This is a genomic window from Neorhizobium sp. SOG26 (assembly GCF_003491345.1).
In the GTDB taxonomy this organism is placed as follows: domain Bacteria; phylum Pseudomonadota; class Alphaproteobacteria; order Rhizobiales; family Rhizobiaceae; genus Neorhizobium; species Neorhizobium turbinariae.
On sequence record NZ_CP025512.1, the window covers coordinates 334,763 to 357,750 of the forward strand.

The 22,988-nt window shown below is 62.0% G+C and carries 21 protein-coding genes; 12 read left to right on the top strand and 9 right to left on the bottom strand.

The features are described from left to right. Positions 1 to 139 precede the first annotated feature (139 nt). Positions 140 to 769 carry a DNA-3-methyladenine glycosylase I gene (locus CYG48_RS01605; protein WP_118848785.1) on the top strand — a complete coding sequence of 210 codons (630 nt, stop codon included), beginning with the start codon at positions 140 to 142 and terminating at the stop codon, positions 767 to 769. On the opposite strand, the gene CYG48_RS01610 is transcribed toward CYG48_RS01605, so the two are convergent. The 3 genes from CYG48_RS01610 to CYG48_RS01620 form a co-directional block, all read right to left on the bottom strand. Next, entirely contained in the window at positions 756 to 1,460 is a 705-nt protein-coding gene (locus CYG48_RS01610; RefSeq protein WP_118851425.1) for an HAD family hydrolase, read from the bottom strand. The two genes, CYG48_RS01605 and CYG48_RS01610, sit on opposite strands and share 14 nt — an antisense overlap. Positions 1,461 to 1,536: 76 nt before the next feature. Continuing rightward, a complete protein-coding gene (copM, locus tag CYG48_RS01615) occupies positions 1,537 to 1,920 on the bottom strand; it encodes a CopM family metallochaperone (protein ID WP_118848786.1) in 384 nt (127 codons plus the stop codon). Positions 1,921 to 2,048: 128 nt separating this feature from the next. Further along, positions 2,049 to 2,816, bottom strand: coding sequence for a hypothetical protein (locus tag CYG48_RS01620; protein ID WP_118848787.1), 768 nt, complete (start codon positions 2,814 to 2,816; stop codon positions 2,049 to 2,051). 124 nt (positions 2,817 to 2,940) lie between these two features. Between CYG48_RS01620 and hisS the strand changes: the two genes are divergently transcribed. Genes hisS through hisG form a run of 3 tightly spaced genes read left to right on the top strand, consistent with a single transcriptional unit; the run spans position 2,941 to position 6,274 of the window. Beyond that, positions 2,941 to 4,455, top strand: a complete 1,515-nt coding sequence (gene hisS, locus CYG48_RS01625; protein WP_118848788.1) for a histidine--tRNA ligase — start codon at positions 2,941 to 2,943, stop codon at positions 4,453 to 4,455. A gap of 2 nt (positions 4,456 to 4,457) precedes the next feature. Continuing rightward, complete coding sequence (locus CYG48_RS01630; protein ID WP_118848789.1) at positions 4,458 to 5,579, top strand: ATP phosphoribosyltransferase regulatory subunit; 1,122 nt, start codon at positions 4,458 to 4,460, stop codon at positions 5,577 to 5,579. Continuing rightward, positions 5,576 to 6,274 (top strand): ATP phosphoribosyltransferase, encoded by a 699-nt coding sequence (hisG, locus tag CYG48_RS01635; RefSeq protein WP_118848790.1) that lies wholly within the window; start codon positions 5,576 to 5,578, stop codon positions 6,272 to 6,274. Before CYG48_RS01630 ends, hisG begins: the two co-directional genes overlap by 4 nt. Before the next feature lie 85 nt (positions 6,275 to 6,359). Here the strand turns inward: hisG and CYG48_RS01640 are convergent, their stop codons facing one another. Continuing rightward, positions 6,360 to 6,815 (bottom strand): DoxX family protein, encoded by a 456-nt coding sequence (locus tag CYG48_RS01640; RefSeq protein WP_118848791.1) that lies wholly within the window; start codon positions 6,813 to 6,815, stop codon positions 6,360 to 6,362. 125 nt (positions 6,816 to 6,940) lie between these two features. Then, entirely contained in the window at positions 6,941 to 8,482 is a 1,542-nt protein-coding gene (locus tag CYG48_RS01645) for a cation:proton antiporter (RefSeq protein ID WP_118848792.1), read from the bottom strand. A gap of 154 nt (positions 8,483 to 8,636) precedes the next feature. On the opposite strand from CYG48_RS01645, the gene CYG48_RS01650 reads away from it, so the two are divergent. Next, entirely contained in the window at positions 8,637 to 8,840 is a 204-nt protein-coding gene (locus CYG48_RS01650) for a hypothetical protein (protein WP_118848793.1), read from the top strand. A gap of 302 nt (positions 8,841 to 9,142) precedes the next feature. On the opposite strand, the gene groL is transcribed toward CYG48_RS01650, so the two are convergent. Then, complete coding sequence (gene groL / locus CYG48_RS01660) at positions 9,143 to 10,780, bottom strand: chaperonin GroEL (RefSeq protein ID WP_118848795.1); 1,638 nt, start codon at positions 10,778 to 10,780, stop codon at positions 9,143 to 9,145. Between the two features lie 54 nt (positions 10,781 to 10,834). Continuing rightward, on the bottom strand, positions 10,835 to 11,131 hold the full coding sequence (gene groES / locus CYG48_RS01665; RefSeq protein ID WP_118848796.1) for a co-chaperone GroES: 297 nt from the start codon (positions 11,129 to 11,131) through the stop codon (positions 10,835 to 10,837). Positions 11,132 to 11,420: 289 nt separating this feature from the next. Between groES and CYG48_RS01670 the strand changes: the two genes are divergently transcribed. From CYG48_RS01670 to CYG48_RS01685, 4 genes are all read left to right on the top strand, one after another. Next, positions 11,421 to 12,269 carry a TIGR01459 family HAD-type hydrolase gene (locus CYG48_RS01670; protein WP_118848797.1) on the top strand — a complete coding sequence of 283 codons (849 nt, stop codon included), beginning with the start codon at positions 11,421 to 11,423 and terminating at the stop codon, positions 12,267 to 12,269. Between the two features lie 31 nt (positions 12,270 to 12,300). Next, the gene (locus tag CYG48_RS01675) at positions 12,301 to 13,281 is read left to right on the top strand and encodes a bifunctional riboflavin kinase/FAD synthetase (protein WP_118848798.1); all 981 of its coding nucleotides are present in this window, start codon (positions 12,301 to 12,303) and stop codon (positions 13,279 to 13,281) included. Positions 13,282 to 13,523: 242 nt separating this feature from the next. Next, complete coding sequence (ileS, locus tag CYG48_RS01680) at positions 13,524 to 16,427, top strand: isoleucine--tRNA ligase (RefSeq protein ID WP_118851426.1); 2,904 nt, start codon at positions 13,524 to 13,526, stop codon at positions 16,425 to 16,427. Positions 16,428 to 16,558: 131 nt separating this feature from the next. After that, on the top strand, positions 16,559 to 17,188 hold the full coding sequence (locus CYG48_RS01685; protein ID WP_118848799.1) for a hypothetical protein: 630 nt from the start codon (positions 16,559 to 16,561) through the stop codon (positions 17,186 to 17,188). A gap of 6 nt (positions 17,189 to 17,194) precedes the next feature. On the opposite strand, the gene CYG48_RS01690 is transcribed toward CYG48_RS01685, so the two are convergent. Continuing rightward, on the bottom strand, positions 17,195 to 17,650 hold the full coding sequence (locus CYG48_RS01690; RefSeq protein WP_118848800.1) for a nucleoside deaminase: 456 nt from the start codon (positions 17,648 to 17,650) through the stop codon (positions 17,195 to 17,197). A 148-nt stretch (positions 17,651 to 17,798) separates the two neighbouring features. Here CYG48_RS01690 and CYG48_RS01695 point away from each other — a divergent pair, with 148 nt between their 5' ends. The 3 genes from CYG48_RS01695 to CYG48_RS01705 are packed head-to-tail and all read left to right on the top strand — an operon-like array spanning position 17,799 to position 21,087. Continuing rightward, entirely contained in the window at positions 17,799 to 19,634 is a 1,836-nt protein-coding gene (locus tag CYG48_RS01695; RefSeq protein ID WP_118848801.1) for a pseudouridine synthase, read from the top strand. Positions 19,635 to 19,640: 6 nt separating this feature from the next. Then, the gene (rsmD, locus tag CYG48_RS01700; RefSeq protein ID WP_118848802.1) at positions 19,641 to 20,198 is read left to right on the top strand and encodes a 16S rRNA (guanine(966)-N(2))-methyltransferase RsmD; all 558 of its coding nucleotides are present in this window, start codon (positions 19,641 to 19,643) and stop codon (positions 20,196 to 20,198) included. A 7-nt stretch (positions 20,199 to 20,205) separates the two neighbouring features. Beyond that, positions 20,206 to 21,087: a patatin-like phospholipase family protein gene (locus tag CYG48_RS01705; RefSeq protein WP_118848803.1), complete on the top strand. Its 882-nt coding sequence runs from the start codon at positions 20,206 to 20,208 to the stop codon at positions 21,085 to 21,087. Here the strand turns inward: CYG48_RS01705 and CYG48_RS01710 are convergent. Continuing rightward, positions 21,084 to 22,880 carry a monovalent cation:proton antiporter-2 (CPA2) family protein gene (locus CYG48_RS01710; protein ID WP_118848804.1) on the bottom strand — a complete coding sequence of 599 codons (1,797 nt, stop codon included), beginning with the start codon at positions 22,878 to 22,880 and terminating at the stop codon, positions 21,084 to 21,086. The genes CYG48_RS01705 and CYG48_RS01710 overlap by 4 nt on opposite strands. Between the last annotated feature and the right edge of the window lie 108 nt (positions 22,881 to 22,988).

Genomic DNA, 22,988 nt, shown 5'->3' on the forward strand with positions numbered 1-22,988 from the left:
ATGGTAAACGGGTGGCGCTTACGCCTTGCGCTAACGCATAAAGTGTCTGGCAGGGTTACCGTGTAGTTGTCTGATATGGTTGACGACAGCTGAAGCGGGTGGATAGGCCGTTAACCCGGACGATTTGCGAGGGGAGTGAATGACGAAACCAGGGATCATCATCGGCGAAGACGGCAAGGGGCGCTGCGCCTGGCACGGGGGGCTCGAGGACTACCGCCGCTACCACGACCAAGAATGGGGCCGCCCAGTCACCGATGATTTCCGCCTGTTCGAGAAGATCTGCCTTGAAGGCTTTCAATCGGGCCTCTCCTGGCTCACCATCCTCAGGAAGAGGGAGAACTTCCGGGCTGCCTTTGCCGGTTTCGACTTCGACAAGGTCGCCCACTTCGGTGAGGGTGACGTTGAACGTCTTGTGGCGGACGCCGGCATCATTCGCCACCGCGGAAAGATCGTGTCCACCATCAACAATGCGAAGCGCGCCGTCGAGATGCGTGAGGAATTTGGCTCGCTCGCGAAATTCTTCTGGAGCTTCGAGCCGGCCGCGTCCGAGCGTCCGCTGGTGATGGATCTGGAAACGCTGCGGGCCAATCCGACCACGGCAGTTTCCGTGCGCCTTTCCAAGGACTTGAAGAAGCGTGGCTGGACCTTTGTCGGGCCGACCACCATCTATGCCTTCATGCAGGCGATGGGGCTGGTGAATGACCATCTTGACGGCTGTTATTGCCAAGCCGAGGTGGAGAACCTGCGGCTTCGGTTCAAACGCCCTTAATCTCGAGCAGGATCTGGTGCAGGTCCGACAGTGTCTCGATCTGGCGGAAACGTGGTGCGTCGCTTGGTGGCTCCACATGCTCGACAACCCAGGTGAGGGCATGCGGCACGAAGACGCCCCAGGAACCCGCCGCGATTGCCGGCACGATGTCGGATTTCAGTGAATTGCCGACCATCATCGCGCGCTCGGGCCCGTCGGCGAGCTTGGAAAAGATGCGCCGATAGGTCGTGGCGCTCTTGTCACTGACGATCTCGACCGCATCGAAATAGTCGCCAAGCCCAGATTGGGCGAGCTTGCGCTCCTGGTCGAACAGGTCGCCCTTGGTGATCAGCACCAGCAGGTATTCGCCGTTCAGCGCTTCCAGCGTTTCTTCGACATGCGGCAGCGTCTCCACCGGATGCTGAAGAAGCTCACGGCCGATGCTCAGGATCTCGCCGATCGCCTTGGTCGGCAGCTTGCCTCCGGTGATCTCGATCGCCGTCTCGATCATCGACAGGGTGAACCCCTTGATGCCGAAACCATAGTAGGCGAGGTTGCGCTTCTCGGCTTCCAGCAGGCGGGCGGAAATGTCCGAGCCCTCCGCATAATCGGCGAGCAGCGCCTGGAAATGTTCTTCCGTCCAGCGATAATATTGCTCGTTCTGCCAGAGCGTATCGTCGGCATCGAAGCCGATGGCGGTGATAGGTCTCATGAAATCCACCTCATGGCGTTCATATGGCAGACCCGGGACGCCGGGCAAGGTTGACCTCGCCGGCGCGTCATCCTGGTTACTTGCCCTGGGCCTTCAACCAGGCCTGCATCTTGGCGATCTCGGCTTCCTGCGCCTTGATGACCTCTTCCGCCAGCTTGCGCAGTTCCGGGTCCTTGCCGTGTTCAAGCTCGACCCGCGCCATGTCGATTGCCCCCTGGTGATGCGGGATCATGCCGCGCACGAAATCCACATCGGCATCGCCAGAATAGGTAATGGCCATGTCCTTATGCATCTTTTCGTTCGCCGCCTTGAAGTCCTGCGTGGACTTGGGCTCACCCGTGCCTTGAGCCGGCATTCCAGCCGCACCGTGATTATGCCCCTGCATTGTCTGCTGTCCGTAGGCGCATGGCGAGGCTGCGGAAACGATGACCGCAGCCATGACAAAAGTCTTGAGAGACATGGTATCTTGTCCTCTGTTTCGATGAAATGGGATTGGACGGAGCAGGTACCAGTCAGTCTCGGGGAGGCGGTATCGGCAATGTCGCGACGCGTGGCATGAACCGGATAGTATGGCGCCACCGCAGGAAATCAACCGGAGGGGAAGCGGGTGGCAATGACCTGATGGACCGCTTGGGAATTCCGGCTGAGTTCTCCGAAGGGCGCAACGGTCCAGCTCCAGTCGCGCAATGCCGGGGGAGTGGCGACACCGTGCATCAGATCCGCCTCCTCGGTGACGCGGCCTTGCTTGTCGGTCACGGTGTAGGATGTATCGGTGATGAGAACCACCTTGCAGGGAAGCAACTGCAATCCGTCAAGATGCGCCTGGATCATTGATCGCAGGATCTTCGGCTGCTCCGGCCGCCCGTCGCGCGCCAGTTGCCGCACGGCGCCAACGCCTATCTGCGAAAGAACATTGGCGGACACGACGAGATCGAGAAACGGCACCTGCCTCAGGAAGGCGAGCGGCTCCAGTGGTTTACCTGTCGAGATGCCATCGAGCCCGGAAATATCGCGCCAGATCAGCCGGGTATTGGAAAGCCGCCTTGCCGAAAGCCATGCACGAACCGTGGCAAGATGAACCAGATCGACAAGCACGACCGTGTCGAAGCTGCGGGCGAGAAACTCGATCGGCACGTCGCGCAGCAGGCCGGAGCCGAGGACTACGGCCGTGCGCCGCTGCTTCATGCCCTCGACAGTCTCGCGGATGACGGTCTTGCAGTTGGCCTCGTGCGGCGCCCATTGAGCCGAGCATCGCCGGGCGCGCGACCAGAGACTGACCGACGAGCGGACAAAGGGTCGGAACGCTTTCGGCGTGATCGGACAGGTCGCGGCATATTGAGCGGCTTCGAGGATCATGAGGGTGCGTTATCATCATCAGCGAACCTTCACCAGCCGCCGCCCTTGCCGCTTCCGTCGTCATCCTCTAAGAAACCGCTCACAAATCCGGCCTCTTCAGGCCGCTGGCAATGGATTTTCGATCATGAGCGACAAACAGAAAAAGCCCCAGAAACTGAAGGCGCGCCTGCCGCGTGGCTTCGTCGATCGTTCCGCTGCCGATATCCATGCGACCAACGAGATGACGGCAAAGATCCGTGAGGTCTATGAACGTTACGGTTTCGATCCGGTCGAAACGCCGCTTTTCGAATATACCGATGCGCTCGGCAAGTTCCTGCCGGACAGCGATCGCCCGAACGAAGGGGTGTTCTCGCTGCAGGATGAGGACGACCAGTGGATGTCGCTCCGTTACGACCTGACGGCGCCGCTTGCCCGCCACGTCGCGGAAAACTTCAACGAGATCCAGCTACCGTTCCGCACCTATCGCGCCGGTTATGTGTTCCGCAACGAGAAGCCGGGCCCAGGCCGCTTCCGCCAGTTCATGCAGTTCGATGCCGATACCGTCGGCGCGCCCGGCGTGCAGGCCGATGCCGAAATGTGCATGATGATGGCCGACACCATGGAAGCGCTCGGCATCAAGCGCGGCGACTACGCGATCCGCGTCAACAATCGCAAGGTCCTGGATGGCGTGATGGAAGCGATCGGCCTCGGCGGCGACGACAAGGCCGCCCAGCGGCTGAACGTCCTGCGCGCGATCGACAAGCTCGACAAGTTCGGCACCGAAGGCGTGAAGCTGCTGCTTGGTCCGGGCCGCAAGGACGAGTCCGGCGACTTCACCAAGGGCGCGGGCCTCGGCGACGAGCAGATCGAAAAGGTTCTCTTCTTCGTCGGTATCAAGGATTATGCCAAGAGTGCCGCCCAGCTTGCCGCACTCGTGGCAGGGACTGCCAAGGGTGCCGAGGGCGTGGACGAACTGAACGCGATCCGCGCCATGGCGATGGGTGCAGGCTACGAGGCGGACCGCATCAAGATCGACCCGTCGGTCGTGCGTGGCCTTGAATATTATACCGGCCCGGTCTTCGAAGCCGAACTCCTGTTCGACGTCACCAATGAGAAGGGCGAAAAGGTTGTCTTCGGGTCCGTCGGTGGTGGCGGGCGTTACGACGGCCTCGTGTCGCGTTTCATGGGCCAACCGGTGCCGGCGACCGGCTTCTCGATCGGCGTCTCGCGCCTCATGACGGCGCTGAAGAACCTCGGCAAGCTCGGGCAGGACGAGGTCATCGCACCGGTCCTCGTCACCGTCATGGACGGCGATGTCGAAAGCATGGGCCGCTACCAGCGCTTCACCCAGGAGCTTCGCGCCGCCGGCATCCGCGCCGAGATGTACCAGGGCAACTGGAAGAAGTTCGGCAACCAGCTGAAATATGCCGACCGTCGTGGTTGCCCGATCGCCATCATCCAGGGTGGTGATGAGCGCGCGCAAGGCGTGGTGCAGATCAAGGACCTGATCGAGGGCAAGCGCCTGTCCGGCGAGATCGAGGACAACGCCTCCTGGCGCGAGGCCCGTGTGGCGCAGGAAACCGTTGCCGAGGCCGAACTTGTTGCCAAGGTGAAGGAAATCCTCGAAGCGCAGGCCGAGGATCGCAGGCGGGCGCGCTAGCCATGCCGATGATCGACATGCCCGAATTTGCCGGCGACCTGCTCGCCGAGTTCGCCGAGCGGGATGCGGAGCGTGTCAACACGCCGGTGATCCAGCCCGCAGAGCCGTTCCTGGACATGGCGGGCGAGGATCTGCGCCGGCGCATTTTCCTCACCGAAAGCGAAACCGGCGAAAGCCTCTGCTTGCGGCCGGAGTTCACCATCCCCGTCTGCCTGAGACACATCGCCAGCGCCACCGGCACGCCGCGTCGCTACGCCTATCTCGGCGAAGTTTTTCGGCAGCGACGTGATGGCTCGAACGAGTTTTACCAGGCCGGCATCGAAGACCTTGGCGACAAGGCAACGGCTGCCGCGGATGCGCGCGCCATCGGTGATGCGCTGGGGATCCTGAAGCGGGTTCTTCCCAAGGTGGATCTCAGGCTGACGCTCGGCGACCAGGCTGTGTTCGAGGCGGTCGTGAAGGCCTTGGGGCTGCCGCACGGATGGCAACGCCGCCTGATCCATGCCTTTGGTGACATGGCGCATCTGGAAGCCCTGCTGGAGCGGTTGGCGCGGCCGCAGCCGGTTGCCGGTCTCGATCCGGATATCTCGGCGATGATGGCAGCGGGGGATGAAGCGGGCCTTGTCGAGCGCCTCGACCGGACCATGCAGGAAACTGGCTACTCCACCAATGCCAGCCGCTCGCCGGCCGAGATCGCCAAGCGGCTGAAGGAAAAGCTTGAGCTTTCGCAGACCCGCCTTGATGGCACGGCGTTGCTCCTGCTGCGCGAATTCCTGACGCTGCAGCTACCGCTGTCCGATGCGCCGGCGGCGCTCGCAGGTTTTGCGGATGCCGCGGGCCTTAAGCTCGGCGATGCCGTCAGCCTCTTCAGTGCGCGTCTTCAGTCGCTCGCGGATGCCGGTGCGGACATCTCGGCCATGACCTATCGCGCCGCCTTCGGTCGTCCGCTCGATTACTATACCGGCCTTGTCTTCGAGGTGACGGCAGCGGGTTCGACTGCAGTGCTCGCCGGTGGTGGCCGCTTTGACCGGTTGATGACGTTGCTTGGCGCCAGGGAGCATATCCCGGCGGTTGGCTTCTCCCTTTGGATCGACCGGATCGAGGCGGCGAGGGCAAGACAATGAATGCCATAACAATTGCTCTTCCCTCCAAGGGACGCATCAAAGAGGAAACGGCAGCCGTCTTCGAACGGGCCGGCCTCTCCATCTCGGCGGTCGGCAATGACCGGTCCTATCGCGGCCGTATCGCCGGCATCGAAGGCGTTGAGATCGCCTACCTCTCCGCATCTGAAATCGCCCGCGAGCTTGCGGCCGGCGCCGTCGATTTCGGCGTCACCGGCGAGGACCTGGTGCGCGAAGGAATGCCGGGCGTCGACGCCAAGGTCGAGTTCTGTGCGCGCCTCGGCTTTGGCCATGCCGATGTCGTGGTGGCGGTTCCGGAAATCTGGCTCGATGTCGAGACCATGGCGGATCTTGGCGACGTCGCCGCCGACTTCCGCGCCCGCCATGGGCGGCGCCTGCAGATCGCCACGAAATACTGGCGGCTGACGCAGCAGTTCTTCTCCGCCAAGCACGGCATCCAGCTTTACCGGATCGTGGAAAGTCTTGGGGCGACCGAAGGTGCGCCGGCGGCCGGCCAGGCGGATATCATCGTCGATATCACCTCGACGGGCTCGACGCTGCGCGCCAACCATCTCAAGGTCCTGAGTGATGGCGTGATCCTCAAGTCTGAAGCCTGTCTCGTTCGCGCCCGCAAGCCCGGCCATGACGAGGATGGGCGGATCTCGCAGATCATCGAGGCTGTTCGCGCCTCCCTCTGAAGCCTTCGGCCTGTTGCAAAAGCCAACAAAAAACCCGCCGGATATCGGATCCGGCGGGCGAGGCTTGGGCAGGGAAGTCGTTAGGCTAGGCAGCGAATGCGACAGAACCGCGGCGACGTGCATCGATCGAATAAGCACCAGCTCCAGCAGCGGCGAGCGCCAGGAAGCCACCGCCGAGTGATACGTTCTTCCAGAAGATCAGGCCGTTGAACACGGTCAGCAGGCCATTTGCTTCAGGCGAGAAGCTTGGGATGTTGATCGCGCCGTTGTGGAAGACGAAGGCGGTGAACCAGCAGAACACGGCAAGCAGCAGGGCGGCAATCCTGGTCTGGAAGCCGGTGAGAATGGCAAGACCGGCAACAAGTTCGAAGACGCCAGCGAGATAAGCGAGAAGCGTGGCGGCAGGCAGGCCGGCACCCGCAATCATCCCAGCCGTGCCCGACGGATCAACGAGCTTCTGGAAGCCGGACATCACGAACATGATGGACAGCACGATGCGGGCTGCAAGAAGCAGGGTGTTGGTAGAAGAAGAATTGGACATTGGAGGTCTCCAGGTGATCTCAAAGGGCGTTGCATTTCCTGGACGCCAATGTGCCGCTTTTTATTTGTCTCCGGAAGATGAACAAGCGTTGACGAATTGTTCGACAATATCGAACGTGCGAGTCGTCAGATCTCCTCGATCCGTCGCGCGTTCTCCGGCAGGACGGAAAGCTCACGCCAGTCGATCTCCTCGAGCAACAGGTTGTACTCATCGACATTCACGTGGTGCGCGGCGCGAAGTTCCTCCAGCCGCCGGCGCTGCGCGGCAATGGCTGACAGTGCCAGCCGCCGGTAGTTCGTCAGCGATGTCGGCTCACCGCTCTTGGAAAGCGCCTGCTGCTCGAGGCGGAACTTCGTCCGCAGCAACTCGGCCTCCTCTTCCTGCGACTCTTCCAGTTCCTCCAGCCCGGCCGCGTTGATCTGCTGGCGGACTTCCGCCAGTTCGCGTGGACCATCGGCACGGCGATCGAGGCCCAGCCAGCGGATGATCGGGCTGAGCGTCAGGCCTTGCACAACCAGCGTCGCCAGCACCACGGCGAAGGCAGTCAGCACAACGAGGTCACGTTGCGGGAAATCGTCCGGAAGCGCAAAGGCGGTGGCAAGCGTGAGCAAACCGCGCATGCCACACCAGCCGGCCAGAATGCCCTGGTTCAGGCTCGCGGGCTCCGGCTGGCCGTTGCGGACGGCGTAGAAGGCATGGATGCGGTTGAAGCCGACGCAGACGATGAAGCGGACGACGATGCAGGTGACGACGACAGCCAGCGCAAAGGCGGCGGACTGGGCAATATGGTCCGGCTCCATCTCAGCCACGATGTTTCGGGCCTGCATGCCCATCAACAGGAACGCCATGACGTTGAGCACGAACACCACGGCCGTCCACACCGCATAGGACTGCACCCGCATCCGGACACTGCTGACGGAGTTGCTGCTCCGCGCGATGGTCATGGCGAAGGTGACGATGGTGAGAACCGCAGAGAGGCCGAGGCGCGAGGCGACGATCCACAAAAGGAAGGTCTGCACGAACTGGAGCAGGTTGCCGCCAAGCGTGCCGCTGACGAGGCTGGTGATGTAGCGCATGCCATAGGCCGCAACGAAGCCGAGGAGGATTCCGCCCGGCACCGCGAGCGCGACATGCAGCCCAACCTCGCTGTTCATGTGGCCGGCTTCCTGGATGGCAAGCGCTGCATCGAAGATCAGCAGCGCGGCGGCATCGTTGAACAGGCTTTCGCCCCGAAGAACGGTGTCGGTGTTGCGCGGGATTGCCATGGACGAAAGCACGGCCGTTGCCGCGGCAGCATCCGGTGGCGCCACGATCGCGCCAAGCACCAGCGCTGCGGCAATCGGCAACCCGGCAAATGCCCAACCGATCCAGGCAACCGCCGCGGCGGTGAAGACGACGCCGCCGATCGCGAACACGAACAGCGGCAGCCAGAAGCGCCGGGCAGTTCCAATCGGAAAGTCAAAAGCCGCATCAAGCAGCGCCGGTGCGATAAAAAGTGCGAGCGCCGTGGCTGGATGAAGAGTAATATGCGGAATGCCGGGTATGAGAGCCACGGCCGCCCCTGCCAGAGCCAGCATGGAAGGGTAGGGGACCGCAAGGCGGCGCGATACCTGAAGCAGCACCACCGCGATCAGGAGCAGGACAAGAAGGCTTTCGAAAAAACTCATGGGACGGATGACCCCTGGCTTTGGCGAAGAGATGAAGCGAAGCTATCAGGTATCCTCTTTGGTCCCCGCAGCAAGGTTTTACTGCCCGTTAACCATGCATGGCTACAAAATCGGCAGCGCGGAATGAAAGCGCGCCAACCTTAGTGGGATCAACATGTACGTTGTATCAGTGCTCGACAATGGCGACCAGCGGACCTTCGTGTCCGAGAATCTCAAAGTCGTGGATCGCATTGTGTATGCGACCATCTGCGGGTCGTCCAAACAGTTCCTGCTGGCCGATGTCGTGGACATCGTTCCGGTGGAAGCCGCACGGGGCAGAGTGCCGTCCGCGCGGAACATGACATCGCAAGTGCAGTAATCGAACTCCATCACCAGCTTTGGCTGTGCTGATCACATTCATGGGTGCAGCCATCGAGGGCCCGTCGACAACTGTCGGCGGGCTTTGGCTTTCTGGCACCTCTGGCAAATGGTCGTGTCTACCAAAGCAAAAAGGGCGGTCCGAAGACCGCCCTTTCTGAACTGAACCGGATGGGTCAGACATAAGACCTTGTGGCCATACATCATGTCCATGCCGCCCACTTCAGCGCGCTTGACGCGCTGAAGCACCTTAAGTGCATGGGCGACCTTCACGGACAGCTGCAATCAGACCTTATGGCCTGATCACATCATGTCCATGCCGCCCATGCCGCCCATGCCGCCTGGCATTGCCGGAGCGTCCTTCTTCGGCAGCTCGGCGATCATGGCTTCCGTGGTGATCAGCAGCGAAGCAACCGAAGCTGCGTTCTGCAGAGCCGTACGGACAACCTTGACCGGGTCGACGATACCCATGGCGATCATGTCGCCGTATTCGCCGGTCTGAGCGTTGTAGCCGAAGTTGTCTTCGTTCTTTTCCAGAACCTTGCCGACAACGATCGAAGCTTCGTCACCAGCGTTGTCTGCGATCTGGCGAACCAGAGCCTGCAGGGCGCGGCGAACGATGTTGATGCCGGCTTCCTGGTCGTCGTTGACGCCCTTGACGGCAATCTTGGTGGAGGAGCGCAGAAGAGCGATACCACCGCCCGGAACGATACCTTCCTGAACAGCAGCGCGCGTCGCGTTGAGAGCGTCGTCGATGCGGTCCTTCTTTTCCTTCACTTCAACTTCGGTCGAGCCGCCAACGCGGATGACGGCAACGCCGCCAGCGAGCTTGGCAAGACGCTCCTGCAGCTTTTCGCGGTCGTAGTCCGAGGTGGTTTCTTCGATCTGGGCCTTGATCTGGTTGACGCGGCCTTCGATGTCCGACTTCTGGCCGGCACCGTCGACAATCGTCGTGTTTTCCTTGGAGATCGATACCTTCTTGGCGCGGCCGAGCATGTCGAGGGTTACATTCTCGAGCTTGATGCCAAGGTCTTCGGAGATGACAGTGCCGCCCGTGAGGATAGCGATGTCTTCCAGCATGGCCTTGCGGCGGTCGCCGAAGCCAGGAGCCTTGACGGCAGCGATCTTCAGGCCACCGCGCAGCTTGTTGACGACGAGCGTTGCAAGAGCTTCGCCTTCGACGTCTTCAGCGATGATCAGGAGCGGCTTGCCGGTCTGAACAACAGCTTCGAGAACCGGCAGCATGGCCTGCAGGTTGGAGAGCTTCTTCTCGTGAAGGAGAATGAAGGCGTCTTCCAGGTCCGCGACCATCTTTTCCGGGTTGGTCACGAAGTAGGGCGACAGGTAGCCGCGGTCGAACTGCATGCCTTCGACGACTTCGAGTTCGGTTTCAGCGGTCTTGGCTTCTTCGACGGTGATGACACCTTCGTTGCCAACCTTCTGCATGGCTTCAGCGATGTCGAGACCGACCTGCTTGTCACCGTTTGCGGAGATCGTGCCGACCTGTGCAACTTCTTCAGAGGTGTTGATCTTCTTGGCCTTGGCCTGGAGATCCTTCACGACTTCCGAAACAGCGAGGTCGATACCGCGCTTCAGGTCCATCGGGTTCATGCCGGCTGCAACAGCCTTCTGGCCTTCGCGAACGATCGCCTGGGCAAGAACGGTTGCAGTGGTGGTGCCGTCACCGGCGATGTCGTTGGTCTTCGAAGCAACTTCGCGGACCATCTGGGCGCCCATGTTCTCGAACTTGTCTTCCAGTTCGATTTCCTTGGCGACGGAAACGCCGTCCTTGGTGATGCGCGGTGCGCCGAAGGACTTGTCGATAACAACGTTACGACCCTTCGGGCCGAGCGTTACTTTCACTGCGTCAGCGAGAACATCGACGCCACGCAGCATTTTTTCGCGCGCGATGCGGCCGAATTTAACTTCCTTGGCTGCCATTTTGGTAACTCCTGAAAAGAGGTGTCAGCGATTTCGATTAGGTGCCAGCGGCAATCAGCCGATAACGCCCATGATGTCGGATTCCTTCATGATCAGAAGGTCTTCGCCGTTGAGCTTGATTTCCGTGCCGGACCACTTGCCGAACAGGACGCGGTCGCCGACCTTGACGTCGAGAGCGGTGATGGAACCCTTGTCGTCGCGGGCGCCCGGGCCAACGGCGACGATTTCGCCTTCAGCCGGCTTTTCCTTGGCAGTATCCGGAATGATGATGCCGCCCTTGGTCTTTTCTTCAGACTCGACGCGCTTTACGACAACGCGGTCGTGCAGGGGGCGGAAAGATGTGCTTGCCATTGTCTTATCCCTCGATCAAATGACATTGACGGATCAGACAGATCCGTAAACTTGATTAGCACTCATCAGTGGCGAGTGCTAACGATCGCCGAGATAAGGGTGTGCCGATCGCTAGTCAAGGACGGCAGCCAAAAATTCGTTGCGGTGACCGGAACCTTTCCGAAGATGCTTAACGCGCGATCGTGGTGACACCGCGGCAGGTAAAATCATCAGCTTCCGCGCAATTCTCCTTGCCATGGCGGGCGGGCTTTGCGACATCACCGCCATCATTATCGACGGGTAGGCAGGTATGGCAAAGCGCATCCAGAACTTGAGCGACGTGATCGGGGGCTATGACGTGGTCCTTTCCGACGTCTGGGGCGTGGTCCACAACGGCGTCGAGGCCTTCCAGCAATCATGCAAGGCGCTTGCCCAGGCGCGGGAGGCCGGCGCGACCGTCGTCCTCATCACCAATTCGCCGCGACCGGCGCCGGGCGTGATCGACCAGATGCGCCACCTCGGCGTGCCGGACGAAACCTATGACCGCATCGTAACCTCTGGAGACGTGACGCAGCACCTCATCGCTAAAGGTCCGAAGAAGGTGTTCCTGATCGGACCCGAGCGCGACCTCAACCTGTTCGACGGACTCGGCGTCGAGGTCGTCTCCGCAGAAGATGCTGAATGCATTGTCTGCACCGGCTTCTTCGACGACGAAACTGAAAAGCCGGAAGATTACACGGAGATGCTGCAGGCATTTTCGAAGCGGGAGGTGCCGCTGATCTGCGCCAACCCCGACCTCGTGGTCGAACGCGGCCACCGGATCATTCCTTGCGCCGGTGCCGTCGCGGCCTATTACGAGACGATGGGCGGCAATGTCCGCGTCGCCGGCAAGCCGCATCGGCCGATCTATGAGGCGGCACTTGCCGCAGCACGCGAAGAGCGTGGCGATTTCCCCCTGGAGCGGGTGCTAGCTGTTGGCGATGGAATGCCGACGGATGTGCGCGGCGCGCTCGCCTATGGTCTTGACCTTCTTTACATCAGCGCCGGCATCCATGTCGCCGAATACACGGAAAACGGCCAGACGAATGAGGCGCGCCTCATGGCCTGGTTGCGCCAGGAAAACGCCGCACCGAAATACTGGATGCCGCGGCTCGCCTGACCGGGTGCCCCGAACTGGATTTGAGCGTCGCATGACCGTTTTCCATCGCAATGAGAAAAAGGAACCGCTGCCCGCAGAGCTGAAGGGCGGCGTGATTGCCATCGGCAATTTCGATGGCGTTCACCGCGGTCACCGGAGCGTTCTTGAACGGGCGCTGTCCCTGGCGGAGGAACGTGGCGTACCGGCGCTGGTGCTCACCTTCGAGCCGCATCCGCGCACTGTCTTCAACCCGGAAGCGCCCGTTTTCCGCATCACGCCGGCGCCGCTCAAGGCGCGCCTGCTGGAGGCGATGGGCTTCCAGTCCGTTATCGACTACCCCTTCACCCGTGAGTTCGCGACGCGCTCGGCCGAGGAGTTCATCCAGAGCGTGCTCGTCGACTGGCTCGGCGCAAGTGCCGTCGTCACCGGCTTCGACTTCCACTTCGGCAAGAACCGCGAGGGCGGTCCCGCCTTTCTGATGGCGTCTGGCGCCAAGCATGGCTTCACCGTCTCGCTGATGGATGCCTTCCGCGACGAAAACGCCGAAGTCATTTCGTCAAGCCGCATCCGGCAATGCCTGGCCGATGGTGACGTGGTCGAGGCCGCAGGGCTGCTCGGCTACCGCTACACCGTCGAGGCGGAGGTGATCGGCGGCGAGAAGCTCGGGCGCCAGCTGGGATACCCCACCGCCAACATGCAGCTTCCGCCAGAAGCGGCTCTGAAGCCCGGCATCTATGCTGTGCGCTTCCGCCGTGCCGATGGCAGCCTGCATGATGCGGTGGCAAGCTACGGTCGCCGTCCGACGGTGACGGAAAATGGCGCGCCGCTGCTTGAAACCTTCCTGTTCGATTTCTCGGGAAGCCTTTACGGCGAGGTGTGCTCTGTCTCCTTCTTCGGCCATTTGCGCGACGAGCTGAAGTTCGATGGTCTCGACCCGCTGGTCGCCCAGATGAAGCGCGACGAGGAGGAGGCGAGGGCGCTGCTTTCCCGCGTCCAGCCGTTCAGCGAACTGGATGCGAAGATCGCGTTCTGATCCCGCGAAATCTTCTTCCTTTCCAAGCCAAAACGCCGTAAGAACCGCCACCATGAAAATTTTCAGGCTGGCCCTGGTCATCGAAGCGATGATCATACGAATTATCGGCCCGGCCTTCCGCGCGGCTTGAAAGTCGGCCGGAGGGTCCGGGTTTTCGGCGCTTGTGCAGCGCCTCCGCCACCGAATTCTTTTGCGACATGCGCCGGCCCGAATTGCCGAGACGCCAGAGACGATTGCTCACGATGACCGATACCGTTGATAAGCTGGACTACTCCAAGACGCTCTACCTGCCCGAGACCAATTTCCCGATGCGCGCCGGACTGCCGCAGAAGGAGCCGGAACTGGTGGCACGCTGGCAGCAGATGGACCTCTACAAGCAGCTGCGCGCCTCGGCCGCCGGGCGCCAGAAGTTCGTCCTCCACGACGGCCCTCCCTACGCCAACGGCAACATCCATATCGGCCACGCGCTGAACAAGATCCTCAAGGACGTCATCACCCGCTCGTTCCAGATGCGCGGTTACGACTCCAATTACGTCCCGGGCTGGGACTGCCATGGCCTGCCGATCGAGTGGAAAATCGAGGAAGAGAACTACCGCGCCAAGGGCAAGGCAAAGCCTGACCTGACGCAGCCGGACGCGATGATCGAATTCCGCAAGGAATGCCGCGCCTATGCCGAAAAGTGGATCAAGATCCAGGGCGACGAGTTCAAGCGTCTCGGCATCGTTGGTGACTTCGACAATCCGTACCTGACGATGAACTTCCATGCGGAAAGCCGCATTGCGGGCGAACTGCTGAAGATCGCCATGAGCGGCCAGCTTTATCGCGGGTCGAAGCCGATCATGTGGTCGGTGGTCGAACGCACTGCGCTTGCCGAAGCGGAAGTCGAATACCACGACTACGAGAGCGACACGATCTGGGTTAAGTTCCCGGTCATCGTCGGAAGCGACCTGCTGGATGCGCACATCGTCATCTGGACCACGACGCCATGGACGATCCCCGGCAATCGAGCGATCGCGTTTTCGCCGAAGATCGAATACGGCCTCTACGAGGTGACGGCCGCCGAGAACGATTTCGGCCCACAGCCGGGCGAAAAGCTGGTCTTCGCCGATGCCCTGGCGCAGGAATCCGCGGCCAAGGCCAAGCTCACTTTCAACCGTCTGCGTAGCGTTTCCGCAGAAGAGCTTTCGGGCGTCACCTGCGCCCATCCGCTGCGTGACCTCGGCTACACCTTCGACGTTCCGATGCTCTCGGGCGACCACGTCACCGACGATGCCGGTACCGGCTTCGTGCACACCGCTCCATCGCACGGCCGCGAGGACTTCGAGGCCTGGATGGCCTGCGTGAAGGAACTGGAAGCGCGTGGCATCGAGACGAAGATCCCGTTCCCGGTCGATGACAGTGGCACCTACACTTCCGACGCTCCCGGCTTCGAGGGCGCTCGCGTCATGGACGACAACGGCAAGAAGGGTGATGCCAACGAGCGCGTCATCAAGGCGCTGATCGACAAGAACGCGCTGTTTGCCCGCGGCCGCCTGAAGCACCAGTACCCGCATTCCTGGCGTTCCAAGAAGCCGATCATCTTCCGCAACACGCCGCAGTGGTTCGTCTACATGGACAAGGACCTGAAGGACGGCACGACGCTACGCACCCGCGCCCTGAAGGCGATCGACGACACGCGTTTCGTGCCGGCTGCCGGCCAGAACCGCCTGCGCGCCATGATCGAGCAGCGCCCGGACTGGGTGCTGTCGCGCCAGCGCGCCTGGGGCGTGCCGATCTGCGTCTTCGTTGACGAACAGGGCGAAGTCCTCAAGGATCCGGATGTCAACCAGCGCATCCTCGATGCCTTTGATGCCGAAGGGGCCGATGCCTGGTTCGCCGAAGGCGCCAAGGAACGCTTCCTCGGCAGCGAGCATGATGCCTCGAAGTGGACGCAGGTCATGGACATCCTCGATGTCTGGTTCGACTCAGGCTCCACCCACACCTTCACGCTGGAAGATCGCCCTGACCTGAAGTGGCCGGCTGACGTCTACCTCGAAGGCTCCGACCAGCACCGTGGCTGGTTCCATTCCTCGCTTCTGGAATCGTCTGCCACCCGCGGGCGCGCACCCTATGACGCCGTCATCACCCATGGCTTCACCATGGATGAAAAGGGCCAGAAGATGTCGAAGTCGCTCGGCAACGTCGTGGCGCCGCAGGACGTGATGAAGGATGCCGGTGCCGACATCCTGCGCCTGTGGGTCATGACCACCGACTATTGGGAAGACCAGCGCCTCGGCAAGACGATCATCCAGACCAATGTCGATGCCTATCGCAAGCTGCGCAACACCATCCGCTGGATGCTCGGCACGCTGGCCCATGACGAGGGCGAGGAGATCGCCTACGAGCAGATGCCCGAGCTTGAAAAGCTCATGCTGCATCGCCTCTGCGAGCTCGATCAGCTGGTGCGCGAAGGTTATGACGCCTTCGAATTCAAGAAGATCACCCGCGCGCTGATCGACTTCGCCAACATCGAGCTTTCGGCCTTCTACTTCGACATCCGCAAGGACGCGCTTTATTGCGACGCGCCGTCTTCGCTGCGCCGTCGTTCGGCTCTGGCGGTTATCCGCAAGATCTTCGACTGCATGGTGCTGTGGCTGGCACCGATGCTGCCATTTACGACGGAAGAAGCCTGGCTGTCGCGCAAGCCGGATGCGCAGTCCGTGCATCTGGAACAGTTCCCGGAAATCCCGGCTGACTGGCGCAATGACGGGCTCGCCGGCAAGTGGGCGAAGATCCGCAAGGTCCGTTCGGTTGTGACCGGCGCTCTCGAAATCGAGCGCAAGGACAAGCGCATCGGTTCGTCGCTGGAAGCCGCACCGGTGGTTTATGTCACCGATGCCGAGCTCATGGCTGCGCTCGAAGGCCAGGATTTCGAGGAAACCTGCATCACCTCAGGCGTCTCGCTGGTTGCCGGCGAAGGTCCGGAGGCCGCTTTCCGCCTGGCGGAAGTGCCCGGTGTCGCCGTTGAGCCGAAGCTCGCAGAAGGCACCAAGTGTGCCCGGTCCTGGCGCGTGACCAAGGACGTTGGGTCTGATCCCGAGTATCCTGATGTCTCCGCCCGTGATGCTGCAGCCCTTCGCGAGCTTGCTTCGCTCGGTCGCCTCTAGGGGCTGACTTGCCGGATGATTGCGCTTCTCGCGATCATCCGGTAAAAGTGCCTGAAATTGGCCGGATTTTACGGCCACGAGGGGAATAAGTTGTGTGTTAGGCGCGGGACGGCGCCGCTGGAAGGGTTTTGATGAAAGCGACATCTGCGTTTCGTGTCGGCCTCGGCCTGGCCGGCATAATCGCCTCGACGGCGGTGCTTTCCGGCTGCGTTGGTGGACCCACCTACGGCACCGACAAGACGGCGATGGAGCAGTTGAGCGACGACCTTGGCAGCTCGATCGCGCTTGGAAGCAGCCGCGAAGAAGAGCGCGCGTCGGTCAAGTACAATCCGCGCCCGAGCCTCGTAGTCGCCAAGGACCAGGCCAGTGCCCTGCCGGCGCCGCAGCAGTCGCTTGCCAATCGGGAAAACAACCCGAACTGGGTCGAGTCTCCCGAAGAAACGCGCAAGCGCCTGAGGGAAGAAGCTGACCGCAACAAGAACGACCCCACCTATCGTTCGCCGCTGCTCGCCGGCAAGGGGCAGGCCGGCCAGATGACCGAGTCCGAGAAGTGGGAAGCCTTCCGTCGGGCCAAGGCCAGTGCGGAAAACGTCGAGGTCACCGGCCGCCGCCGCTCGCTCTCGGATCCGCCGACCGAACTGCGCGCCGCCGATGCCGCAGCCCTCAACGATCTCGGCGAACCCGAGACCCAGAAGGAACGGCGCCGCAAGAAGGAAGCCGCATCCGCCAAGCAGACCAGCGAGTGGTGGAAGTTCTTCTAAGGCGGTCTAGTCTTCGCGCTTCGCCTGGAAGAACTCTGTGAGCAGTCGGGCTGCCTCGCGCTCCCCGATCCCGGAATAGACATCCGGTGCATGATGGCAGGTGGGCTGGCTGAAAAAGCGTACGCCATTATCCACCCCGCCGCCCTTTGGATCTTCGGCGCCGTAATAAAGGCGGCGGATACGACCAAACGAAATTGCGGCGGCGCACATGGTGCAGGGCTCAAGCGTCACGTAAAGATCGGCCCCTGTGAGCCGCTCCTGGCCGAGTGCCGCAGCTGCCTTTCGGATAACAGATATCTCCGCATGCGCCGTTACGTCATGGTCGGCGCGGGTGGTGTTTCCGGAACGGGCGACGATCTTGTTGTCGACCACCAGGACGGCACCGATCGGAACCTCGCCGCGTTTGCCCGCAGCTTCTGCTTCGGCAAGGGCGGCATCCATGAACCTTTCGGCATTCGGCATTTCGGCGATTTCCTCTTAACCCGGAACGCATGAACTGATAGGAAGCATGCAACTTGAAGCCCGTCCGCGGGCCTCGCTTTGTTTCAATCAACACGAACAAGAATGTCCGGATTGCTCCGTTAGACATCACGCTTCAGGCAAACAACAAATGGTTTCTAAAGACAAGCCGAAGCGCGGCGAAGGCAGGACCTTCGTACGCGAGACCAAACCCCGGGCTGAAAAGTCGGAAGGCAAGGCAGGCGGCAAGGGCGGTTTTTCCGCAAAGGCAGGATATGGCAAAAGGGCAGGAGGCCCCAAGGCTGGTGCCGACAAGGCGGCAAAGCCTGCCCGCAAGCTGCCGCCGGCACCGGCGACAGTGGAGAGCGAGAACAAGCCCGAACGCATCTCGAAGATCCTGGCCCGCGCAGGCGTCGCCTCGCGCCGTGACATCGAGCGCATGATTATGGAGGGTCGCGTCACCCTCAATGGCAAGGTTCTGGAAACGCCAGTCGTCAACGTCACCTTCGCAGACAATATCGAAGTGGACGGCCAGCCGATCCGTGGTCCGGAGCGCACGCGTCTGTGGCTCTACCACAAGCCGGCAGGCCTGGTGACCACCAATTCCGATCCGGAAGGTCGCCCCACCGTGTTCGAGAACCTGCCGGAAGGCCTGCCGCGGGTGCTCTCCGTTGGCCGCCTCGATATCAATACGGAAGGCCTGCTGCTTCTCACCAATGATGGCGGCCTGTCGCGCGTTCTCGAACTGCCGACAACCGGCTGGCTGCGCCGCTACCGCGTGCGCGCCCATGGCGAGGTTGACCAGGCAGCGCTGGACAAGCTGAAGGAAGGCATCGCCGTCGACGGCGTGCTTTATGGCGCGATCGACGCAACGCTGGATCGTGCCCAGGGCCATAATGTGTGGATCACCATGGGCCTGCGCGAAGGCAAGAACCGCGAGATCAAGAACGTGCTCGGCGCGCTTGGTCTTGAGGTGAACCGCCTCATCCGCATTTCCTACGGCCCGTTCCAGCTTGGCGATCTGCCCGAGGGCCAGGTCGTGGAAGTGCGCGGCCGCATGCTGCGTGACCAACTCGGCCCGCGCCTCATCGAGGAAGCCAAGGCCAATTTCGACGCGCCGGTTTATAACGAAACGCCGGCAGGCGATGTCGAGAAGCCCGCAAAGGCGGAACGGTCGGATTGGGCAGCACCGGGTGAACGCCAGCGGTCGGATAAGCCGCGGGGCGATCGTCCGGCGTTTCGGAAAGATGGTGATCGTCGCGAGGCAGCCCTCGGCCGTCTCGATACAAAGCGCGACGACCGCAAGTTCGGCGACAAGAACCGCCAGGGTGGACGTGGGGGCAAGCCCTTCGCACCACGAGAAGCGGAAGCCGAAGAGCGGCCGAAGAAGCGCCCGCCGATGGGCACGAGCCGCACGGCCAATGTCTGGATGGCGCCGGGTGCTCGCCCGACGGCTGATGGTCGCGAAGGCCGGACTTCGGCACGAGCCGAGGCCGAGCAGCTCTTCAAGAAGCAGGTTCCGGAAAACGATCGCCGCGTGGTGGTGAACCGCGCCGACGACGACAGCGACTGGATCCGCGCGGAATCGCCGCCGTCGCGTCCGGGCGAGGATGAGCGCGGCGGGTTCGGCCGCAAGCGCTCGTTTGGAGACCGCGAGGATCGCGGTTTCGACAAGCCGCGCGGCGAACGCAGCTTTGGCGACAAGCCGCGGTTTGACCGCAAGCCGCGCGAAGATGGCGACCGTCACGCAAGGGCTCGCAGCGATCGTCCGGCAGGGGATCGTCCCTTCGGTGACAAACCCCGCGGTGGAAAGCCTGGGGGCAAACCCGGTGGAAAGCCGTTCGGCGGGAAACCAGGCGGCGCCAAGGCCGGTTTCGGCGGCAAGCCTTCCGGTGGACGTGGCAAGCCGGGCGGCGGCAAGCCATCCGGTGGTCGTCCGGCAGGTGGCGGCAGGCCCGCAGGCAAGCCGCGCAGCCCGAGGGGGTAACGTCTCGTGCGGATCGTCGGTGGAGAATTCCGTGGCCGCGCACTGGCCACGCCCAAGAGCAGCGACATTCGGCCGACCATCGACCGGACACGCGAGAGCTTGTTCAACATCATCGGTCACGTTTACCCGGAAGCCCTTGACGGCACCCGGGTGATCGACCTTTTTGCCGGAACCGGCGCGGTGGGGCTGGAAGCCGTGTCGCGCGGCTGCAAGACCGCGCTGTTCGTCGAGAACGGCGTGGAAGGCCGCGGGCTTCTCTGGGAAAATATCGACAACCTCGGCCTGCACGGCCGCGCCCGCATCCTGCGGCGTGACGCGACCAAGCTCGGCACGGCCAATAGTGTCGAGCCGTTCCAGTTTCTGTTTGCCGACCCACCGTATGGCCAGGCTCTCGGTGAAGCAGCGCTGCTCGCGGCCCATGCCGGCGGCTGGCTTGCGCCCGGCGCGCTTGCCATTCTTGAGGAGCGGGCCGATGTGAACCCGGAGGTCGATCCGGTGTTCAAGCTGCTCGAAAGCCGCACCTTCGGCGAAACCCGTATGGATTTCTTCCGCTACCAACCATGAGGGTGGGATGAGTATCAAGCTTGCCCTGCCGGACCTGGAGGCGGTGAAAAACCGCGATCTCACCTTTGCGGTGGCTCTGGGCGGCGGCGGTGCGCGAGGGATTTCCCACATCCACATCATCGAGGCGCTGGACGAACTCGGCATCAGGCCGGTCGCGATATCCGGCTCCTCGATCGGCGCCATCATGGGTGCGGGCTGGGCGGCCGGCATGAGTGGGCGCGAAATCCGCGATTATGTTCTGGAACTCGTCAGCGATCGAGGCAGGCTCCTCAACCGGCTCTGGAGCCTCGGTCCGGCCAGCATGCGCGACACGCGCGGCGGCTTTCGTTTCGGGCAGTTCAACCTGGAGCGGATCCTCCACGCCCTTCTGCCGCCGCAGGTGCCGGATGATTTTGCCGACCTCAAGATCCCACTGAAGGTCTCGGTCTGCGACTATTACGGGCAGGCGGAAGTCGTGCTGGAGCGGGGTGACCTGAAGCAGGCGGTTGCGGCCTCGGCAGCCCTTCCTGGTATCTTCATGCCGATCCTGATCAACGGCCGGATCATGATCGACGGCGGCATCGTCAATCCGGTTCCCTATGAGCAATTGCTGAATCGGTCAGATCTCGTGATCGCTGTCGATGTGGTTGGCTCGCCGGAAGGCGACGGTACCCACGCGCCGTCACGGATCGACAGCCTGTTCGGCGCAAGCCAGATCACCATGCAGGCTAACATTTCACTGAAGCTGAAGCTCAACCCGCCGCATATTTTCCTGCGCCCTTCCGTCAATCCCTTCAGGGTCATGGATTTTCTGCGCGCCGGGGAGATCCTGGAGGTGTCGGCGCCCGCAAAGGACGATCTGAAGCGGGCCATCGATGCACTGCATGTCGCTGCGGCGGCTTCGGACTAGGCGGTCCCTTCCAGCGGTTCACTTCCTTCCTCATCCACCACGGGCACACGCTTCGGCTTGATCAGCGGCTCCGGCCGGACCGGGCTGTTGTAGAGCATCTCGCGACCGGCTCCCAAGCCTTGGGCCGCCTGGATGCGCAGACGTTCCTCATCACGGCGGCGAATGTCATCGCCAATATCTGCCGCTTCCGCCTCGCTCATGCCAAGCCCTTCCAGCACGCGACGACCAAACAACAGGCCGGATTCCAGCGTCTCGCGCAGTTCGTATTCAACCCGGTCCCGCAGCGAAAGCGAATGGAGCCGGTCGTAGGAGCGGACGAAGAGGCGCGCATGTGGGAAGTCGGCGCTGATGAGATCAACAATCCGATCGGTCACTTCCCGCTTCTGTGTCGCAACGACGACAATCTTTGCGCGCTCGATGCCCGAAGCGATCAGAACGTCGCGGCGCGTGCCATCGCCGAAATAGATCCGGAAACCGAAGCTCGCCGCCTGGCGGATACGGTCGGGAGAGTCGTCGATGACGGTCACCTCGCGTCCGCCGGCAAGCAGGATCTGCGCGGCGATCTGTCCGAAACGGGAAAAGCCGATCATCAGAACGTCCGCCCCGGCGCCGGCATAGTCTTCCGCGAGTTGCTCGCGCGCGACCTTAGGCATCAGCCGCTTCGACAGCCGCGCGCCGAAGGGAGTGAGTGCCATGGACAGCGTCACGCAGCTGATCAGCAGGGAGGATGTCTCGGAGGAGAAAAGTCCTGCCGAAGCGGCTGCGGTGAACAGCACGAAGCCGAACTCGCCACCTTGCGGCAGCAGGAAGGCGATCTGAACGGCATCGGCATGTGATGAGCCCCAGAGCCGGCATACCCCGTAGATCACCAGCGCCTTGACCGCCATGAAGATCGGCACGGCAAGCGCGATGAACAGCAGGTTGTCGAGGATCACCGACACGTCCACCGAAAGCCCGACGGCCATAAAGAACAGCGCCAGCAGCAGCCCGCGGAACGGTTCGATATCCGCCTCTAGCTCGTGCCGATAGGAGGATTCGGCAAGCATGACGCCGGAGAGGAAGGCGCCCATCGCCATGGAGAGGCCAACGGCCTGCATCGCGGCGGCCGAACCCAGCACCACAAGCAGGGCCGCCGCAATCATCACCTCGCGCGCGCCGGTGCTGGCGATGATCTGGAACATCGGCGTCAGAAGGTAACGCCCGGCAAGAACCATTGCGGTGATTGCGCCAATCGCTACGGCAAAATCCGTGAGCGGCGTTGCTGCCTCCTCCGCCGTGCCGGGGGAAAAAATGGTGACGAGTGCGAGCAGCGGCACGATGGCGAGATCCTGGAAAAGCAGGATCGAGAAGGATCGCTGCCCATAACGGCTGCTCATCTCACCGGCATCGGTGAGGATCTGCATCGCAAACGCCGTTGATGAAAGCGCAAGGCCAAAGCCGATAACGAGGCTTCCCCGCCAATCAGTGACGGCTGCAGCGTAGGCCAGGCCGCTCATCAGGATGCCCGAAAGCACGACCTGCGCTGGGCCCAGTCCGAAGACATCGCCCCGCATCTGCCACAGGCGTGATGGCTTCAGTTCAAGTCCGATGACGAAGAGGAGGAAGACGATCCCGTATTCGGAAAAATGCAGCACTTCCTCTGTGTCGATAATCCGCTGCAAGACCGGACCGATGACGATGCCCGCCGCAAGGTAACCGAGGACAGTGCCGAGCCCTAACTTTCGAAACAGTGGGGCGGCAACAACCGCGCCAGCCAGAAGGAGCAGCACTTCATAAAACAGGGACCCGGGCATGCAGCATTACTTTCTCGTCATAGACCGACGATCCTCAAGATTTGGTGCGCCGCCCTTGATGGTTCTGATAGTGAACAATAAATGGGACGGCAACGAAAGGCTTGCAAT

Coding starts and splice junctions, on each gene's coding strand:
- groES (WP_118848796.1), bottom strand. CDS start 11,131: ATGGCAAGCACATCTTTCCGCCCCCTGCACGACCGCGTTGTCGTAAAG.
- CYG48_RS01705 (WP_118848803.1), top strand. CDS start 20,206: ATGAGTATCAAGCTTGCCCTGCCGGACCTGGAGGCGGTGAAAAACCGC.
- CYG48_RS01710 (WP_118848804.1), bottom strand. CDS start 22,880: ATGCCCGGGTCCCTGTTTTATGAAGTGCTGCTCCTTCTGGCTGGCGCG.
- copM (WP_118848786.1), bottom strand. CDS start 1,920: ATGTCTCTCAAGACTTTTGTCATGGCTGCGGTCATCGTTTCCGCAGCC.
- CYG48_RS01670 (WP_118848797.1), top strand. CDS start 11,421: ATGGCAAAGCGCATCCAGAACTTGAGCGACGTGATCGGGGGCTATGAC.
- ileS (WP_118851426.1), top strand. CDS start 13,524: ATGACCGATACCGTTGATAAGCTGGACTACTCCAAGACGCTCTACCTG.
- CYG48_RS01650 (WP_118848793.1), top strand. CDS start 8,637: ATGTACGTTGTATCAGTGCTCGACAATGGCGACCAGCGGACCTTCGTG.
- CYG48_RS01645 (WP_118848792.1), bottom strand. CDS start 8,482: ATGAGTTTTTTCGAAAGCCTTCTTGTCCTGCTCCTGATCGCGGTGGTG.
- CYG48_RS01685 (WP_118848799.1), top strand. CDS start 16,559: ATGAAAGCGACATCTGCGTTTCGTGTCGGCCTCGGCCTGGCCGGCATA.
- hisG (WP_118848790.1), top strand. CDS start 5,576: ATGAATGCCATAACAATTGCTCTTCCCTCCAAGGGACGCATCAAAGAG.
- CYG48_RS01605 (WP_118848785.1), top strand. CDS start 140: ATGACGAAACCAGGGATCATCATCGGCGAAGACGGCAAGGGGCGCTGC.
- hisS (WP_118848788.1), top strand. CDS start 2,941: ATGAGCGACAAACAGAAAAAGCCCCAGAAACTGAAGGCGCGCCTGCCG.
- CYG48_RS01630 (WP_118848789.1), top strand. CDS start 4,458: ATGCCGATGATCGACATGCCCGAATTTGCCGGCGACCTGCTCGCCGAG.
- CYG48_RS01620 (WP_118848787.1), bottom strand. CDS start 2,816: ATGATCCTCGAAGCCGCTCAATATGCCGCGACCTGTCCGATCACGCCG.
- groL (WP_118848795.1), bottom strand. CDS start 10,780: ATGGCAGCCAAGGAAGTTAAATTCGGCCGCATCGCGCGCGAAAAAATG.
- CYG48_RS01690 (WP_118848800.1), bottom strand. CDS start 17,650: ATGCCGAATGCCGAAAGGTTCATGGATGCCGCCCTTGCCGAAGCAGAA.
- CYG48_RS01640 (WP_118848791.1), bottom strand. CDS start 6,815: ATGTCCAATTCTTCTTCTACCAACACCCTGCTTCTTGCAGCCCGCATC.
- CYG48_RS01675 (WP_118848798.1), top strand. CDS start 12,301: ATGACCGTTTTCCATCGCAATGAGAAAAAGGAACCGCTGCCCGCAGAG.
- CYG48_RS01610 (WP_118851425.1), bottom strand. CDS start 1,460: ATGAGACCTATCACCGCCATCGGCTTCGATGCCGACGATACGCTCTGG.
- CYG48_RS01695 (WP_118848801.1), top strand. CDS start 17,799: ATGGTTTCTAAAGACAAGCCGAAGCGCGGCGAAGGCAGGACCTTCGTA.